This window comes from Ornithinimicrobium sp. INDO-MA30-4 (genome assembly GCF_021535045.1).
Classification (GTDB): Bacteria; Actinomycetota; Actinomycetes; order Actinomycetales; family Dermatophilaceae; genus Ornithinicoccus.
On sequence record NZ_CP091056.1, the window covers coordinates 145,635 to 160,085 of the forward strand.

The 14,451-nt window shown below is 61.9% G+C and carries 12 protein-coding genes, 5 pseudogenes and 1 riboswitch; of the genes and pseudogenes, 13 read left to right on the forward strand and 4 right to left on the reverse strand.

Annotated elements, in window-relative coordinates; translation table 11 throughout:
• The 6 genes and pseudogenes from ligA to gatB all read left to right on the forward strand — a co-directional run bounded on the left by ligA (position 1) and on the right by gatB (position 6,392).
• Positions 1-2,204: pseudogene (gene ligA, locus L0A91_RS00770) on the forward strand (NAD-dependent DNA ligase LigA).
• Positions 2,201-2,548 (forward strand): hypothetical protein, encoded by a 348-nt coding sequence (locus tag L0A91_RS00775; protein WP_235245442.1) that lies wholly within the window; start codon positions 2,201-2,203, stop codon positions 2,546-2,548. The pseudogene ligA and the gene L0A91_RS00775 overlap by 4 nt, the downstream one beginning before the upstream one ends.
• Entirely contained in the window at positions 2,545-2,979 is a 435-nt protein-coding gene (locus tag L0A91_RS00780; RefSeq protein WP_235245444.1) for a glutaredoxin domain-containing protein, read from the forward strand. The genes L0A91_RS00775 and L0A91_RS00780 overlap by 4 nt, the downstream gene beginning before the upstream one ends.
• A 22-nt stretch (positions 2,980-3,001) precedes the next feature.
• Complete coding sequence (gatC, locus tag L0A91_RS00785) at positions 3,002-3,298, forward strand: Asp-tRNA(Asn)/Glu-tRNA(Gln) amidotransferase subunit GatC (RefSeq protein ID WP_220121087.1); 297 nt, start codon at positions 3,002-3,004, stop codon at positions 3,296-3,298.
• A gap of 7 nt (positions 3,299-3,305) precedes the next feature.
• Positions 3,306-4,846: pseudogene (gene gatA / locus L0A91_RS00790) on the forward strand (Asp-tRNA(Asn)/Glu-tRNA(Gln) amidotransferase subunit GatA).
• A pseudogene (gatB, locus tag L0A91_RS00795) lies at positions 4,843-6,392 on the forward strand (Asp-tRNA(Asn)/Glu-tRNA(Gln) amidotransferase subunit GatB). Before gatA ends, gatB begins: the two co-directional pseudogenes overlap by 4 nt.
• A gap of 187 nt (positions 6,393-6,579) precedes the next feature.
• On the opposite strand, the gene L0A91_RS00800 reads toward gatB, so the two are convergent.
• The 3 genes from L0A91_RS00800 to L0A91_RS00810 form a co-directional block, all read right to left on the reverse strand.
• Positions 6,580-7,179, reverse strand: coding sequence for a C40 family peptidase (locus L0A91_RS00800; RefSeq protein WP_235245445.1), 600 nt, complete (start codon positions 7,177-7,179; stop codon positions 6,580-6,582).
• Between the two features lie 3 nt (positions 7,180-7,182).
• A riboswitch (cyclic di-AMP (ydaO/yuaA leader) is annotated at positions 7,183-7,372 on the reverse strand.
• Between the two features lie 120 nt (positions 7,373-7,492).
• A complete protein-coding gene (locus tag L0A91_RS00805; RefSeq protein WP_235245446.1) occupies positions 7,493-7,756 on the reverse strand; it encodes a hypothetical protein in 264 nt (87 codons plus the stop codon).
• Between the two features lie 16 nt (positions 7,757-7,772).
• On the reverse strand, positions 7,773-8,168 hold the full coding sequence (locus L0A91_RS00810) for a pyridoxamine 5'-phosphate oxidase family protein (protein WP_235245447.1): 396 nt from the start codon (positions 8,166-8,168) through the stop codon (positions 7,773-7,775).
• A gap of 334 nt (positions 8,169-8,502) precedes the next feature.
• Here L0A91_RS00810 and L0A91_RS00815 point away from each other — a divergent pair, with 334 nt between their 5' ends.
• On the forward strand, positions 8,503-9,042 hold the full coding sequence (locus L0A91_RS00815) for a YaeQ family protein (protein WP_235245448.1): 540 nt from the start codon (positions 8,503-8,505) through the stop codon (positions 9,040-9,042).
• A gap of 10 nt (positions 9,043-9,052) precedes the next feature.
• Here the strand turns inward: L0A91_RS00815 and L0A91_RS00820 are convergent.
• Positions 9,053-9,810 (reverse strand): annotated as a pseudogene (locus L0A91_RS00820) (formylglycine-generating enzyme family protein).
• Between the two features lie 308 nt (positions 9,811-10,118).
• Here L0A91_RS00820 and L0A91_RS00825 point away from each other — a divergent pair.
• The 6 genes and pseudogenes from L0A91_RS00825 to L0A91_RS00850 all read left to right on the forward strand — a co-directional run bounded on the left by L0A91_RS00825 (position 10,119) and on the right by L0A91_RS00850 (position 14,430).
• Positions 10,119-11,039, forward strand: coding sequence for an NAD(P)-dependent oxidoreductase (locus L0A91_RS00825; RefSeq protein ID WP_235245449.1), 921 nt, complete (start codon positions 10,119-10,121; stop codon positions 11,037-11,039).
• A 20-nt stretch (positions 11,040-11,059) separates the two neighbouring features.
• Positions 11,060-11,599: a histidine phosphatase family protein gene (locus tag L0A91_RS00830; protein ID WP_235245450.1), complete on the forward strand. Its 540-nt coding sequence runs from the start codon at positions 11,060-11,062 to the stop codon at positions 11,597-11,599.
• Between the two features lie 87 nt (positions 11,600-11,686).
• A pseudogene (locus tag L0A91_RS00835) lies at positions 11,687-12,809 on the forward strand (branched-chain amino acid aminotransferase).
• Positions 12,810-12,914: 105 nt separating this feature from the next.
• Positions 12,915-13,250 (forward strand): isochorismatase family protein, encoded by a 336-nt coding sequence (locus L0A91_RS00840; RefSeq protein ID WP_235245451.1) that lies wholly within the window; start codon positions 12,915-12,917, stop codon positions 13,248-13,250.
• A 70-nt stretch (positions 13,251-13,320) separates the two neighbouring features.
• Positions 13,321-13,647: a PadR family transcriptional regulator gene (locus L0A91_RS00845; RefSeq protein WP_235245453.1), complete on the forward strand. Its 327-nt coding sequence runs from the start codon at positions 13,321-13,323 to the stop codon at positions 13,645-13,647.
• Positions 13,648-13,875: 228 nt separating this feature from the next.
• Positions 13,876-14,430: a hypothetical protein gene (locus L0A91_RS00850; RefSeq protein WP_235245454.1), complete on the forward strand. Its 555-nt coding sequence runs from the start codon at positions 13,876-13,878 to the stop codon at positions 14,428-14,430.
• The last annotated feature ends 21 nt before the right edge of the window (positions 14,431-14,451 follow it).

The following is a 14,451-nucleotide window of genomic DNA, read 5'->3' on the forward strand; positions in this document are numbered from 1 at the left end:
ATGGGCAGTGTCAGAGTCATAGGCAAGAATGCGAGCGTGAGCGCAGATGAGGGAGCAATCAAGGCAAAGCAGGGCGACGTTGAGGCAGGCGCGCCCGAATTAGCTCAGGGAGCCATCCCGCAGCAAGCTCGGCATGAGTGGGCGGATCTAGCGGAGCAGGTCCAGACACACCAGTTTGCCTACTACGTCCGCAATGCGTCATCAGTCAGCGATGCTCAATTCGATGAGCTATTTGCTCGGTTGCAGGCATTGGAGGAGACCCACCCTGGTCTGCGCAGCCCCGATAGCCCTACTCAAAAGGTCGGTGGCACCTTTTCTACGGAGTTCACCGCGGTCGATCACCTGGAGCGGATGCTCAGCCTGGACAACGCCTTCGACGCCGACGAAATGCGGGAGTGGGCAGAGCGAGTGGCCCGCGAAGCCGGCGGCGCCGAAGTCCACTACCTCTGCGAGCCAAAGATCGATGGCCTGGCGATTAACCTCTTGTATGAAGAGGGCCGCCTGGTCCGAGCAGTGACCCGAGGTGATGGCCGCACCGGTGAAGACGTCACCCACAACGTGCGCACGATTGAGGGGATCCCACACCGACTCAGCGAGAGTGAAGTGCGCGTCCCCGCACAGGTAGAAATTCGCGGTGAAATCTACTTCCCGGTGGCCGCCTTCGAAGAGTTGAACGCCTCGCTCGTCGAGGCGGGCAAGCCGCCCTTCGCCAACCCCCGCAACACGGCCGCTGGCTCGCTGCGGCAAAAGGATCCGCGCGTCACTGCAACACGCAAACTGCGGATGCTCGTGCATGGCATCGGTGCGCGCACCGGATTTGACCTGACCCGTCAATCGCAAGCGTATGAGGTTCTGCAGGCATGGGGGCTGCCGACCTCGCAGCACACCAAGTTGTCGACAGCCTGCGCGAGGTTCAGGAGTTTATCGACTACTTCGGCGCGCACCGCCACAGCCTTGATCACGAGTTGGATGGGGCCGTCATTAAGGTCGACGAAGTGTCCGTTCAGCGGACCTTGGGCTCCACCTCGCGCGCCCCGCGTTGGGCCATCGCCTACAAGTACCCACCTGAAGAGGTCAACACCACGTTGTTGGACATTGAGGTTGGCGTCGGGCGAACCGGACGAGTGACGCCGTACGGGGTCATGGAGCCAGTAGTAGTCGCTGGCTCGACGGTTGCTACAGCAACCCTGCACAACGGGTTTGAAGTGACCCGCAAGGGAGTGCTGATTGGCGACACCGTTGTGCTGCGCAAGGCTGGCGATGTGATCCCGGAAATCGTGGGCCCAGTCGCCGAACTGCGCGATGGCACAGAGACCGAGTTCGTGATGCCTACCCACTGTCCTTACTGCCAAACGGAGTTGCGGCCAGAGAAGGAGGGTGACAAGGACATCCGGTGCCCCAACGCTCAAACCTGCCCGGCACAGTTGCGCGAGCGGCTCTTTGCCTTGGCTGGCCGTGGGGCCTTCGATATTGAGGCGCTCGGCTGGGAGGGCGTGACCGCGCTTCTTGATGCCGGTGTCTTGACGGATGAGTCTGGCCTCTTCGGCCTGGGGCTACCCGAAATCGCTCAGGTGCCGATCTATACCCGGGCGGCAAAGAAGTCCGATTCAGCAGACGCCGTTGTTGACGGGCGTGTGTTGTCCGCGAACGGCAAAAAATTGGTCGCTAACCTGCAAGAGGCGAAGAGCCAGCCGTTATGGCGGGTCATTGTTGCGCTCTCCATCCGGCACGTTGGACCGACTGCGGCGCGCGCCTTAGCGACCGAGTTTGGCTCTATTGAGGCGATCCGATCGGCCGACCTTGAGGCGCTTGCGGCCACTGACGGAGTGGGACAGGTGATTGCAGAGTCAGTCACCTCCTGGTTCACTCTGGAGTGGCACCAGGCAATCGTGTCCGCCTGGGCGCAAGACGGCGTTCGGATGGCCGATGAGCGTGACGAGTCGGTGCCGCGCACGCTGGAGGGCCTGACCATCGTGGTCACCGGATCTCTCGATGACTTCAGCCGTGACGAATCCAAGGAAGCAATTATCTCCCGCGGCGGAAAAGCAGCATCGTCGGTGTCCAAGAAGACCGATTACGTGGTGATCGGAGCCAACGCGGGCAGCAAGGCAGCCAAAGCTGAAGAGTTGGGTCTGACGATCTTGGACGAAGCTGGCTTTAAGCAACTCATCAATGATGGCCCGCAACTGGAGGGCACCACGTGATCTCCGCTGAAGACTACCTTCATTTTGTCGACAAGGCCTTGGACGGGATGTTGCGCACTGTGGTCGATCTTGGCGACACCATCGCCAATGAACGTTTGCAGCTCAATCAGACCAACACGCCCTATGTCATCGTGAATCACTGCCTCGGTGTCATTGATTTCTGGGCTGGTCACAAGGTCGCTGGGCCCTGCGTAGGTCAAGAACGCCCAGACACCGACAACATTCCTGAAGGGTGCACCCAGGGTGGAGCGCTGATCCACGTCTTGGAGGAATTAGCCCAGCACCGCGGTCAGTTACAAGTGACCGCAGATGTCCTCAAGGTTAAAGGTGGGCAGCTGGCATGAGTAAGTTCGTCGCCAAGTACACGTGGCTATTCGTCCTGGTTTGCTTTGGGTATTCCGCCTTCGCCACAGCCGTCAACGGTGATTGGATTATTGCGGTGGCCATCGGCGTTGCAGGTGTGGGCCTGGCCTGGTGGATCGCACCTCGGCTGGGCGGAATCAGCAGTACAACTCACCGAGAGGCTCAACAAATGTCTGATCAGTCCGTCGTTGTCTACTGGCGTCCCGGCTGCGGGTTTTGCTCACGTCTGCGCTCAACCTTGGGTAAGCAAGCAGACCAGGCCAAGTGGATCAACATTTGGGAAGACAAGGAAGCAGCGGCATTCGTTCGCAGCGTCAATGACGGCAACGAGGTTGTGCCTACCGTCGTCATGGACGGCATCCCCGTCACCAACCCCAACCCCAAGGTTGTCCTGGACAAACTGAACGCCTGAGACGGCGCATACACTAGGGCGCATGTCTGGACTGTCCCGCGACGATGTCGCGCACGTAGCCACGCTCGCCCGCATTCATCTCAACGATGACGAGTTGGACACGATGGCTGGCCAACTCGACCAAATCGTTGAGTGGGTTGGTCAGATCAGCGAGGTAGCGGCTGCCGACGTCCCACCGATGTCGCACCCGCTCCCGCTGACCAACGTGACCCGCCCCGATGAGGTGCGTGAGTGCCTGAGCGCTGAGGAAGCGCTCTCTGGTGCGCCCGCCTCCGAAGAAGACCGTTTTGCTGTTCCCCGCATCCTGGATGAGGACTGAGACGTCAATGACCAAGACCGAACTTTGCCTCCTCAGCGCTGCCCAGATGGCAGACGGACTGGCCGCGGGTGACTTCACTTCAGTGGAGTTAACGCAGGCCCACCTGGACCGCATCGCTGACCTCAACCCAGCCCTGAATGCCTACCTCTACGTCGATGACGAGGGGGCACTGGCGACAGCGCGCGAAGTTGACGAAGCCCGCGCCGGTGGACAGGACCTGCCGCGATTGGCCGGTGTGCCCGTAGCCGTGAAGGACATCGCCTGCACTATCGGCATGCCGACAACGGCTGGCTCAAAGATGCTCGAAGGGTGGATGCCGCCCTACGACGCGACGATCGTCACCAAACTTAAGTCGGCCAAAATGCCCATCCTGGGCAAGACCAACATGGACGAGTTTGCGATGGGCTCATCTACTGAGCACTCAGCCTTTGGCCCAACCCGCAACCCGTGGGACCTTGACCGGATTCCCGGTGGCTCTGGTGGCGGCAGTTCCGCGGCAGTCGGTGCCTACCTGGCTCCGCTAGCCATCGGCTCCGACACGGGCGGCTCGATCCGTCAGCCTGCCGCCGTCACCGGCACCGTTGGCACCAAGCCAACCTACGGTGGCGTGTCGCGGTATGGCGTGATCGCGCTGGCGTCTTCGCTTGACCAGATCGGCCCTTGTGCCCGCTCGGTCTGAGACACGGCATTGCTGCACGAGGTGCTCGGCGGGCATGACGAGATGGACTCCACATCCATTGACGGCCCGGTGCCCGCTGTTGTCGAAGCGTCAAGCACCCGGGATCTCACCGGCATGAAGATTGGTGTCGTCAAGGAAATCTCGGGTGAGGGCTTCCAGCCTGGAGTTCTGGCTCGCTTCGAAGAGGCCCGGGCCAAGCTCGTCGAGTTGGGTGCCGAGATCGTGGAGGTTTCCTGCCCGCACTTCACCTCAGCGATGGCTGCCTATTACTTGGTTCTGCCGAGCGAGGCCTCCTCAAACCTGGCTCGTTATGACGCGATGCGCTATGGCCTGCGGGTCGGGCCCGATGGCGTCGACAGCCCCAGCGCTGAGCAGGTTATGGCCGCGAGCCGTGCCGCAGGCTTCGGTGACGAGGTCAAACGTCGGATCATCTTGGGCACCTACGCGCTGTCCAGTGGTTACTACGACGCCTACTACGGCCAGGCGCAAAGGTCCGCACCCTGATCGCCCGCGACTTTGAGGCAGCGTTTGAGCAGGTTGATGTGCTGATCAGCCCCACGACGCCAACGACAGCATTCAAACTGGGCGAAAAGCTGGATGACCCACTGGCGATGTACCTCGGTGACCTCGCCACGATTCCGGCCAACCTGGCTGGTGTGCCTGGCATGTCGATCCCCGTTGGTGTCGCAGAGGACAACCTTCCGGTCGGCCTGCAGTTCCTGGCTCCAGCCACCCAAGACCAGCGCCTGTATGCCGTGGGCGCAGCCCTGGAAGCGGCGCTGACCGAGCAATGGGGTGGGCCCATGCTGGATCAGGCCGCCCACCTTTCCCTCGCCCAGCCCTTTGACAAGCAGGAGGCCGGCGCATGAGCGCACAGACGCATACCGCTGATTCGGTGCTGTCCATCGATGAGACGTTGGCCAAGTTTGACCCGGTGATGGGTCTTGAGGTCCACGTCGAGCTCAACACCAAAACGAAAATGTTTTGTGGGTGTGCCGCCGAGTTTGGTGCCGACCCCAACACCCAGGTCTGCCCGATCTGCCTCGGCCTGCCCGGCGCATTGCCGGTCGTCAACGCGATGGGCGTCGAGTCTGCGATCCGCATTGGCCTCGCACTGAACTGCGAGATCGCCTCGTGGTGCCGGTTTGCTCGGAAGAACTACTTCTATCCGGACATGCCCAAGAACTTCCAGACGAGCCAGTATGACGAGCCCATCGCCTTTGAGGGCTATCTGGATGTCGACCTGGATGACGGCACGACCTTTCGCGTGGAGATTGAACGCGCGCACATGGAAGAAGACACCGGCAAGTCACTGCACGTCGGTGGATCTACCGGACGTATCCAAGGTGCCGACTACTCACTCGTTGACTACAACCGAGCAGGCATCCCGCTGATCGAGATTGTCACCAAGCCACTGACTGGTGCGGGGAGCGAGCACCGGAGATTGCCCGCGCTTACGTCAGCGTGCTGCGTGACCTGTTGAAGGCACTTGGCGTCTCAGATGTCCGGATGGAGCAGGGCTCGATGCGTTGCGACGCTAACGTGTCGCTGCGGCCCAAGGCTGGGGAGGACGCCACCAGCGCGGAGCAATTGGCCGTGCCGCTGGGCACCCGCACCGAGACCAAGAACGTGAACTCACTGCGTTCGGTTGAGCGTGCCGTGCGGTATGAGATGACGCGTCACGCGGCGGTGTTGGATGCTGGCGGGTCAATTACTCAGGAAACTCGTCACTGGCACGAAGACACCGGCGTGACCACTGCGGGCCGCCCTAAGTCTGATGCCGATGACTACCGCTACTTCCCCGAGCCTGACTTGGTCCCGGTGGCTCCTGATGCGGCGTGGGTCGAAGAACTGCGGGCAACCTTGCCCGAGCCTCCTGCTGAGCGTCGCAAGCGGCTGCAGGCCGACTGGGGCTACTCAGACCTGGAGATGCGCGACGTGATTAACGCTGGCGCGATCGAAGTGATCGAGGAGACCATCGCCGCTGGCGCTTCGGCTGGTGCAGCCCGCAAGTGGTGGGGTGGCGAAATCGCCCGGCGCGCGAACAAGGCCGACGTTGCGATCACCGACATGGGCGTGACTCCGGCAGATATCGCTGAGCTCGATGGGTTGGTCCGGGATGGCCGCCTTAACGATGCCATGGCTCGCCAAGTCATGGAGGGCGTCCTGAACGGCGAAGGTGGCCCGACGGCGGTGGCAGATGCGCGCGGCCTTGAGCTAGTCCAAGACGACGGAGCCCTCGAGGCCGCCGTCGACAAGGTGATTGCCGCCAACACTGATATGGCTGACAAGGTCCGTGGCGGCAAGGTGCAGGCCGCTGGCGCGCTGATTGGTCAGGTCATGAAGGAAATGAAGGGCCAAGCTGACGCTGCCAAGGCGCGCGAGCTGATTTTGGCCCGGTTGCTGCCCAGCTGATCCCAGCGCGGTTCGTCTCATGTGGGGACGCAATCGCAGGAGATGACAAAGTGGCTCCACCCGTCTGGGTGGAGCCACTTTGCGTGATGCCTGCGATCAGCCGATCGAACCGTATCCGGTGACACCGGAGAATACGGCGCGCTTGGCGGTCGTCGTGCCCGGGGTTGCCGAGTCGTACATCATGCCGTCACCGGCGTAGATGCCAACGTGCCAGGCGGGGAGCCCCAAAGACGAGGTCGCCGACGGCCGGCTCTGAAACGGGAGTTGCGGCAGCCTGCTGGGCAGCGGCCGTACGCGGGATGCTGATGCCAGCCTGAGTGTAGACGTGCTGGGTGTAGCCCGAGCAGTCGAATCCAGCGGTGGTCTCGCCGCCCCAGACGTAGGGGATGCCGGTGTACTGGGCAGCAACGCCAATGATCGAGGAGGAAGACGCGTCGGTCGCCGTGCTCGTGGTTGCGCTAGCCGCGGTGGCTGCGTAGCCGGAGTCTGCGGTGCTCGTGGTAGCCGTTGCGGTGGCGTTGTTGTTGCTGCCGCCGTCGTTGCGGTACTCGCCGCGGTCGGGAGCGCCCTGGCGGCCCGAGTCATACCCGGAGTTGTCGTAGGAGGAGTTGCTGTAGGAGCCAGTAGCGTCGCCGCCACCACCGGCGCCAGCGTTGGCTGAGGCGGGTGCGACTCCGGCTGCTGCGATGCCTGCCACTGCTGCGGCTGTTGCACCGGCGCGGACAAGCTGAGGGCTGCGAGCGCCACGAGGTGCGCGGTGACGGCCGGGCTTGGTCATAACGGTCATGAGGTGTCCTTTTCTTCAGCCTGCGAGGTTAGGTGTCGGATTCGGGTGAAAGGCACACCCGGTCCAGCTCAATCCTCTGCGCTGGACTTAACCCCAAGAAGTGACATGCACTCCGGAATTCGGTCCCCCGCTCCTGTCGTTGCTTGCGTAGTGGCCAGGGGTTTCAGGGGACAGGATTGGGCTCCTGAATTGGCATCTTCCGGTGGGGAAGATGGCACTACTGTAAGCACAAGGTCACGCAATTGTCACGATTAGGTAACGGAACGGTAACTGTGTTTCAATCCGCTGTGATTCTGCTGTGGCAGGCCTCTGATCAGGACAAATGCGCCACACGCTCGACAACGTGCGTGGGCACCTCTGCGTCATTGGTTGCGTCGGTAACAACTGCATCCGCCCGAAGCCGCAACGGAATGTGCCCTCCCCAGGTCCCTGCTGCGATGTCTGCGGGCTCGTCTTCGCTGGGCCCGCCGGCACTCGTTTTGACGGAGGCTTCGTGCAGCGGAAGTGCGATGACGGCGGTGGCGCTGAGCTCTTTGCGGGTGGCTGGCCGCAACGTCGTTGCGCGCCCGGGGATCATCTGATCGACGATCAGGTCAAGAGCGAGCAGGCGCTCGCTCTCGCCTAGTGACTAGGCGAGCGGCACCGATGATCACCGCGGTCCGGTAGTTCATTGAGTGCTCAAACCCTGAGCGAGCGGCGACCAGCCCATCAAGCAGGGTGATGGTCGCGCACAGTTGGCGCTCATTCGGATCGCGCAACATCATGGCCGCCACTGAACCGTGCAGATACAGCGTGCCGTCCGCGTCCGGGCCGGCGAGATCAAAGGCATAGGCCATAGGCAAGACGACTGGGTGGGAGACGGCCTGATAACCGACGTGGGCAATCAAGCCCTCGCCCAACACCTGCGCCAAGATCGCTCGGTCGCTCTGCGCGTGGGGCTTGCCGCGATTGATTTGAGTGCGCTTGGTGGGGCCGAGTTCGCTGGTCATGAACATATGGTCGCCGTTGGGTCGGCGATTGTCACGAGGCTCAGGATCTGGCTGGTCAAAGGGTTACGCGCTCGGGTAGGGCTGAGTATGGTGTCTGGAAGGCTGGCAGGCCTGGAGAGGGTTTGGGTGGGCGATGGATAACCGTCGAAACGAGAGTCTTGCGTTTGCCCTGATCGGATTCGTTTTTCTCGCGTTGGGGGTAAACCCCAGTTCCGCCAGTGTGGTGTGGGTCTTGGCCGGAGCTGTCTTGCTGATGATTGGTCGAGGCAACTTGGGGACGCGCTGTCGTAGGACAGGCAGTGCCGCGTCGATTTAGCACGTAGGCTCCCGCGGTATGGCACTCGGAGCGACAATTCACACCTTCGCGGTGCAACTGGCTGACGTCGATCGGGGCATTTACGAGGACTTGAAGCTGCGCGTCGCCCGGCACCCTTCGGAGACCGCCGCCTATATGGTGACGCGGCTGCTCGCATACTGCCTCGAGTTTGAAGAGGGCATTGTCTTTAGTGAAGGGATATCCCTGGCGGATGAGCCCGCGGTGCTGGTGCGCGACCTGACCGGCAAGCTCACAGTCTGGATCGAAATCGGCGCACCGGATGCGGCCCGGTTGCACCACGCCAGCAAACTGGCGGAGCGCACCACGATTTACACCCATCGAGATCCCACCAAAGTCCGAGCGGCGTGGGCGGGTGAGAGGATTCACCAGGCATCAGACATCGTGCTGCACTATTTCGACCCGACCTTTATCGATCAGGTGGTCACTGCGGTTGAGCGAAGGAACGTGATGACGCTGTCGATCACCGAGCGCGACATGTACCTCGATCTGAATGGTGCTTCGTTCAGCACTTCAATCTTTGGGGTGCCGGTGGCTTGAGCTCAAGCGCTCAGGCGAGGGCGACTGTGCGAAATCCAGCGTTGGCCATGGACGAATCAGGGGTGTTTTGGCTGCGGGCTGAGTTGCGGTAGCGATTGCAGTACGAGATGTGGCAGAGGAAACTGCCGCCGCGCATGACTCGTGCCTGCCCTGATGTCGGTCCTTGCGGGTTCTCTGCTGGCGAGGACCGATAGTAAGTGGGGTCATACCAGTCGGAGCACCACTCCCAGACATTGCCGACTGTCTGCCAGAGGCCATAGCCGTTGGCTGGATAGCTCTTGGCTGGTGCAGTGCTCAGGTAGCCGTCTTCCAGCGTGTTGCTGCGAGGAAGCTGCCTTGCCAAATGTTGATGGGCCATTCCGAATGAGCGGCTGGCTCTTCCTCGCCCCACGGATACTTAGCGCTATCGAGCCCGCCGCGCGACGCATACTCCCACTCCGCTTCGCTGGGTAGCCGGCGCCCGGCCCATTCGTAGTAGGCCCGGGCATCATTCCAGCTCACGTGCACCACCGGGTGATCCTCAAGCCCGACGATCGAAGACTTCTTCCCACCCGGGTGACGCCAGTCAGAGCCCAGCACGCCAAGCCACCACGGGGTCTGCGGCGGCTGACCGACAACATCGCTTGGGTCGGCGTCGAAGGCGAGGTGGAAGACCGCGGAAAAGCCAAAAACTTCGGCTTCAGTGCGATAGCCGGTGGCCTCCACGAACGCGGCGAAGGCGGCGTTGGTGACCGTGGTCGTGTCGATCGAGAAGCCGTCCACGTGCACCTGGTGCAAGGGGATTCGCCGTCGCCGAAATTCTGGGCGCCCGAGGAGTCACCCATCGTGAATGTGCCGCCGGGGATGACCGCTTGCTCGATCAGGTGTCCGCCGACGCCAGTCTCCCGCCGTCCTCCCGAGGGGGCGGGAGGAGCCTCGCCTGGCCCAAACCCGGCACTGCTGGGCGCACATCCGCAGGTGTCGCCTTGTGCCTCAGCGGCTTGTGGGTGGGTGTCTTTTTCGGCCACGCAGCCATCGTACTCAGGGTCGCTTCGGGGGCCACGCAGGTGCGCAACGGCGGCCGGTAAGTTGTGCCCATGCGCTTTGTGAGTCTGCCCTCTGACCTTGCCGACGCTGTCGGGCCCATCGATGGAGTAGAGATCCTCACCTGGGACATGCAGGAATCCCCGCCTCGGGACGATATCGAGTTAGTGATGATTCCAAGCCACCGTGCACCCTGGATCAAGCGACTCGATGAGTTGCCCGCCCTGAAGGCTGTGCAGATCGGCTCTGCTGGACATGACAGTGCGGTGAAGTACATCCCAGCAGGCGTGACCCTGTCGAATGCGGTGGGCGTGCATGACACTGCCACCGCTGAGCTGGCGTTAACGCTGATGCTCGCCTCGCAGCGCGGGATTCCGGAGTTTGTGCGAGCTGGTGACTGCGGGCAGTGGCTGGCCCCCAATCAATACCGTTCAGTGGCCGACGCCCGCGTCGTCATTGTTGGGTATGGCGGGATTGGCCGAGCATTGGCGGCTCGGCTGAAAGCAGCCGAAGCAGACGTTGTTGCCGTTGCGTCGAGGCCACGGGCCGGTGATGACCTCGTCGATCAGGTGCATGGTGTCTCAGATTTGCGCGGGTTGGTTGCCGATGCCGATGTGTTGGCGCTCGCAGTCCCGCTGACCAAGGCGACCCGGCACCTTGTGGACGCTGACCTGATGGCAGCCCTGCCAGATGGCGCCTTGATCGTGAACGTTGGGCGCGGTGGGCTAGTGGACACCGAAGCGCTTCTACCGCAGTTGCAAGCGGGCCGGCTGCGCCTGGCTGCCGATGTCACAGCACCTGAGCCGTTGCCAGAGGGGCATTCCCTCTGGAGTGCGCCTGGGGTGCTGATCAGCCCACACGTTGGCAGCGATACGCCAGCGCTGGCGCCTCGGATGTTGCGTTTCGTGCGATCACAACTGACCGCCTTTGGGCAATATGGCGAGCTACCGCATACCGTGGCTGTTGGAGTTTGACCCCCTGAGCAGGAGAAGTGATGGATCACCGCAAGTTGGTGCTGATGCGCCACGCAAAAGCTGAGCCCGTGCCCTCGCATGGCCACACCGACTTTGACCGTGCGCTGATGCCGCGTGGCAAGACAGATGCTCGGGCGGCAGCAGCGTGGCTCATTGAGCACGACTTGCAGCCACAGGTGGTCTTGGTCTCGACCGCAGTGCGCGCCCAGCAGACGTGGGAGGCGATTAGCGAGGGGCTTGCTTCGCTAGACGTGAAGGTCGCAGAGATCGATGTTGTCGACGAGCCACGTATTTATGACGCAAGCCCTGAGCGATTGCACGATGTGCTCAGTGACGTAGCCGATGACACTCACACGGTGTTGCTGATCGGGCACTCGCCAGGCATTCCCGATCTCATCCCGCAGGTCGTTGACCCTGATGCCTCCGATCAGAAGGCCGTCGACCGCTTCAACCGTGGGTTTGCCACCTCGACCCTCGCGGCAATGGACATTGACCGCCCTTGGCAGGCCATCGTTGCTGGCACGGCGACACTGACACACGTGCACACCGCCCGCTTGTGATAGCCCGCTTGCCGTCGCGGCAAGCGATACCGTGATCAGGAGATCCTCAGGACTCGACCGCGACGGCGATCGCGATTGAGATTCAGAATGGCGCCATCAAGGAGTTGGACCGTGCAAGACACGAGCAAGTTCTCGATTAACCCCAGTGAGAACCGGGCCACGAGCGAGCGCATCGCTGAGGTTCATGCCAAGCCTGCCTTTGGCGCAGTGTTCACCGATCACATGGCTCGCATCGACTGGGATGCCGAGCAGGGTTGGCACGATGGCGAAATCACCGCCTACGGTCCCATCCAAATGGATCCGGCCTGCTCGGTTTTCCACTATGGGCAAGAAATCTTTGAGGGTATGAAGGCCTACCGCCACGAAGACGGCAGCATCTGGACCTTCCGCCCCGAGCAAAACGCAGACCGGTTCCGCCGCAGTGCTGCCCGCCTGGCGCTGCCCGGGGTCCCCAACGAGGTCTTCTTGGGCGGCATCACCGAGTTGGTCACACTCGATCAAGTGGGTCCCAGTGGCTGATGGTGGCGAAGCGAGCCTCTACCTGCGCCCCTTCATGATCGCTACGGAGGTCGGTCTCGGCGTGCGCCCCAGCAAGAGCGCTGCCTACATGGTGATTGCCTCGCCCGCTGGCCCCTACTTCGCCAGCGGACTGAAGCCGGTCAGCATTTGGCTCTCGGAGGACTACACACGTGCAGCCCCAGGCGGCACGGGTGCAGCGAAATGCGGCGGCAACTATGCCGCGTCGTTGAACCCGATGGCTGAAGGCCAGCGCAACGGTTGCGACCAGGTGGTCTTCCTCGATGCCATCGAAAACAAGTGGGTTGAAGAACTCGGTGGCATGAACCTTTTCTTCGTCTATCGGGACGGCAGCATCGTCACACCTGAGTTGAGCGGCACCATTCTTGAGGGCGTCACCCGCGACTCGGTGATCTCATTGGCTCGGGACGCTGGCCACGAAGTGATTGAGCGCAAGTTCTCGCTAGAAGAGTGGCGAGAGGGCGTGTCCAACGGCGACATCACCGAAGTCTTTGCCTGTGGCACCGCCGCCGTCATCACACCAGTTGGCAAACTCGTCTGGCGCGAAGGTCAGATAACGATGGGCAACCAAGAAACGGGTGGCGACGTGGCTTTGGCGCTGCGTCAGGCACTCCTCGACATTCAGTACGGACGCAAGGAAGACACCCACGGCTGGCTGCACCAGCTTGTCTGAGGCTCCCGCGCTGGTCGTCGTCGACGTCCAGCGCGGCTTCGCCGATCTCGACTTTTGGGGTCGGCGCAACAATCGCCGCTGCATCCGAACAGCAAAGGTCATCAGTTGCTGCCCTTCCTCGACGGGGTCGGCGATGTCTTGGTGACCAAGTCGGTCAACAGCAGCTTTCACGGAGAGCCAAACTTGGATGAGTGGCTCGGCTCGCGTGGACTCACCCAGGTAGTGATTTGTGGGATCACGACGAACCACTGCTGCGAGACCACCGCCAGGGTTGGCGGCAATTTGGGGTATGACGTCAGTTTCGTTCTCGACGCCACGCATACTTTTGATCGGGCGACGCCCGAAGGTGACAACGTGACCGCCGATGAATTGGCGCGGATCACCGCGACGAATCTGCATGGCGAGTTCGCGACCGTCGTGTCCACTGAAGCATTGGTTTAAGAAAAGCCCGCCAAGACACGCTTCCGCAGACTATAGTCGGTAATGCGCATTGCGTAGTACTGTTCAGCGCATGGATGCGACGCAACTCCTCAAAGGAGTTCTCGATGTGGCTGTCTTGGCGGTAGTGCAAGCCGAGGACGGCTATGGCTACGACGTGGTTCGGCGGCTTCGGGCTGGCGGGCTGGAAGGCGTGGGTGAGGCCTCGGTCTACGGAACTCTCCGTCGGTTGTACGCGACCGGCGCGCTGACGTCATACGTGGTGCCCTCTGATGAGGGCCCCCACCGCAAATACTACGGAATCACGGATGCCGGGCGGTCGATGTTAGCTGACCAACGCGTCACCTGGGCGTCATTTGCCCAAACCATGACAGACCTATTGAAGGAGGAAGCGGCATGAACACCCAGACCGAACCCGCGCAGATTGCAGCCTTTGCCAGCCAAGTTCGGGAGTCCCTACCGACCTGCCTGAAGACGTGGTGAATGAGCTCACCGAAGGCTTGAAGGCGACCTGATTGCCGCCGCAGAAGATGGCGCGACCGCAGACATTTCAGACCCGGCTGGGTATGCGTCGGAGTTGCGGTCGGCCGCTGGGTTGCCTGGCTTCGCAGGGAGCAAGTCCAGCAGCTTGTTCGAAGATCTCCGTCGGGGCTTCGCCGGGCTCCGGGCCAACCCGGTCATTGATGGCCTTGGTGGGTTCGTGAGCGCGCTCCGCCCCGCTTGGTGGGTGATCCGCGCGTGGGCCGTTTACGCTGGGGTCGTGGGCCTTTTGCTCGGGCCGAGTGGTAACGAGGCTGTCCGGGCAATCTTCTTCCTGGCCCTCTTGATCGTGAGCGTCCAATGGGGCCGGGAGCGGTGGCATTTCCCAGGCCTGAAGCCAATGATCGTGGTAGGGAACGTGCTCGTGGTCCTGGCCATCCCGGCGCTACTGAGCGTGGATCGTGACGATTATTACTACGAGCAGGATCAATATCTTGGTTTCCCGGGGTTGGCACAGGACGGTGAGCCGATTTCCAATATCTTTGGCTACGACGCACAGGGCGTCCCAGTCTCGAACTTGCAGCTGTTTGACCAGGATGGCAATCCGATTGAGGTCGTGCAGCCCGAGCCGTCGGATTGGTGTGGCGATGAGATCTGCACGGAATATCTGGCGGCCGTGCAGACTCCTTGGCCACGGGTGTGAGCGTTGGAAACGTTTATCCAG

What these genes read in the sequence shown, in the direction of transcription:
- L0A91_RS00780 (WP_235245444.1), top strand. Translation starts at nt 2,545, where the DNA reads ATGAGTAAGTTCGTCGCCAAGTACACGTGGCTATTCGTCCTGGTTTGC.
- gatC (WP_220121087.1), top strand. Translation starts at nt 3,002, where the DNA reads ATGTCTGGACTGTCCCGCGACGATGTCGCGCACGTAGCCACGCTCGCC.
- L0A91_RS00800 (WP_235245445.1), bottom strand. Translation starts at nt 7,179, where the DNA reads ATGACCGTTATGACCAAGCCCGGCCGTCACCGCGCACCTCGTGGCGCT.
- L0A91_RS00805 (WP_235245446.1), bottom strand. Translation starts at nt 7,756, where the DNA reads ATGATCCCCGGGCGCGCAACGACGTTGCGGCCAGCCACCCGCAAAGAG.
- L0A91_RS00810 (WP_235245447.1), bottom strand. Translation starts at nt 8,168, where the DNA reads ATGACCAGCGAACTCGGCCCCACCAAGCGCACTCAAATCAATCGCGGC.
- L0A91_RS00815 (WP_235245448.1), top strand. Translation starts at nt 8,503, where the DNA reads ATGGCACTCGGAGCGACAATTCACACCTTCGCGGTGCAACTGGCTGAC.
- L0A91_RS00825 (WP_235245449.1), top strand. Translation starts at nt 10,119, where the DNA reads ATGCGCTTTGTGAGTCTGCCCTCTGACCTTGCCGACGCTGTCGGGCCC.
- L0A91_RS00830 (WP_235245450.1), top strand. Translation starts at nt 11,060, where the DNA reads ATGGATCACCGCAAGTTGGTGCTGATGCGCCACGCAAAAGCTGAGCCC.
- L0A91_RS00845 (WP_235245453.1), top strand. Translation starts at nt 13,321, where the DNA reads ATGGATGCGACGCAACTCCTCAAAGGAGTTCTCGATGTGGCTGTCTTG.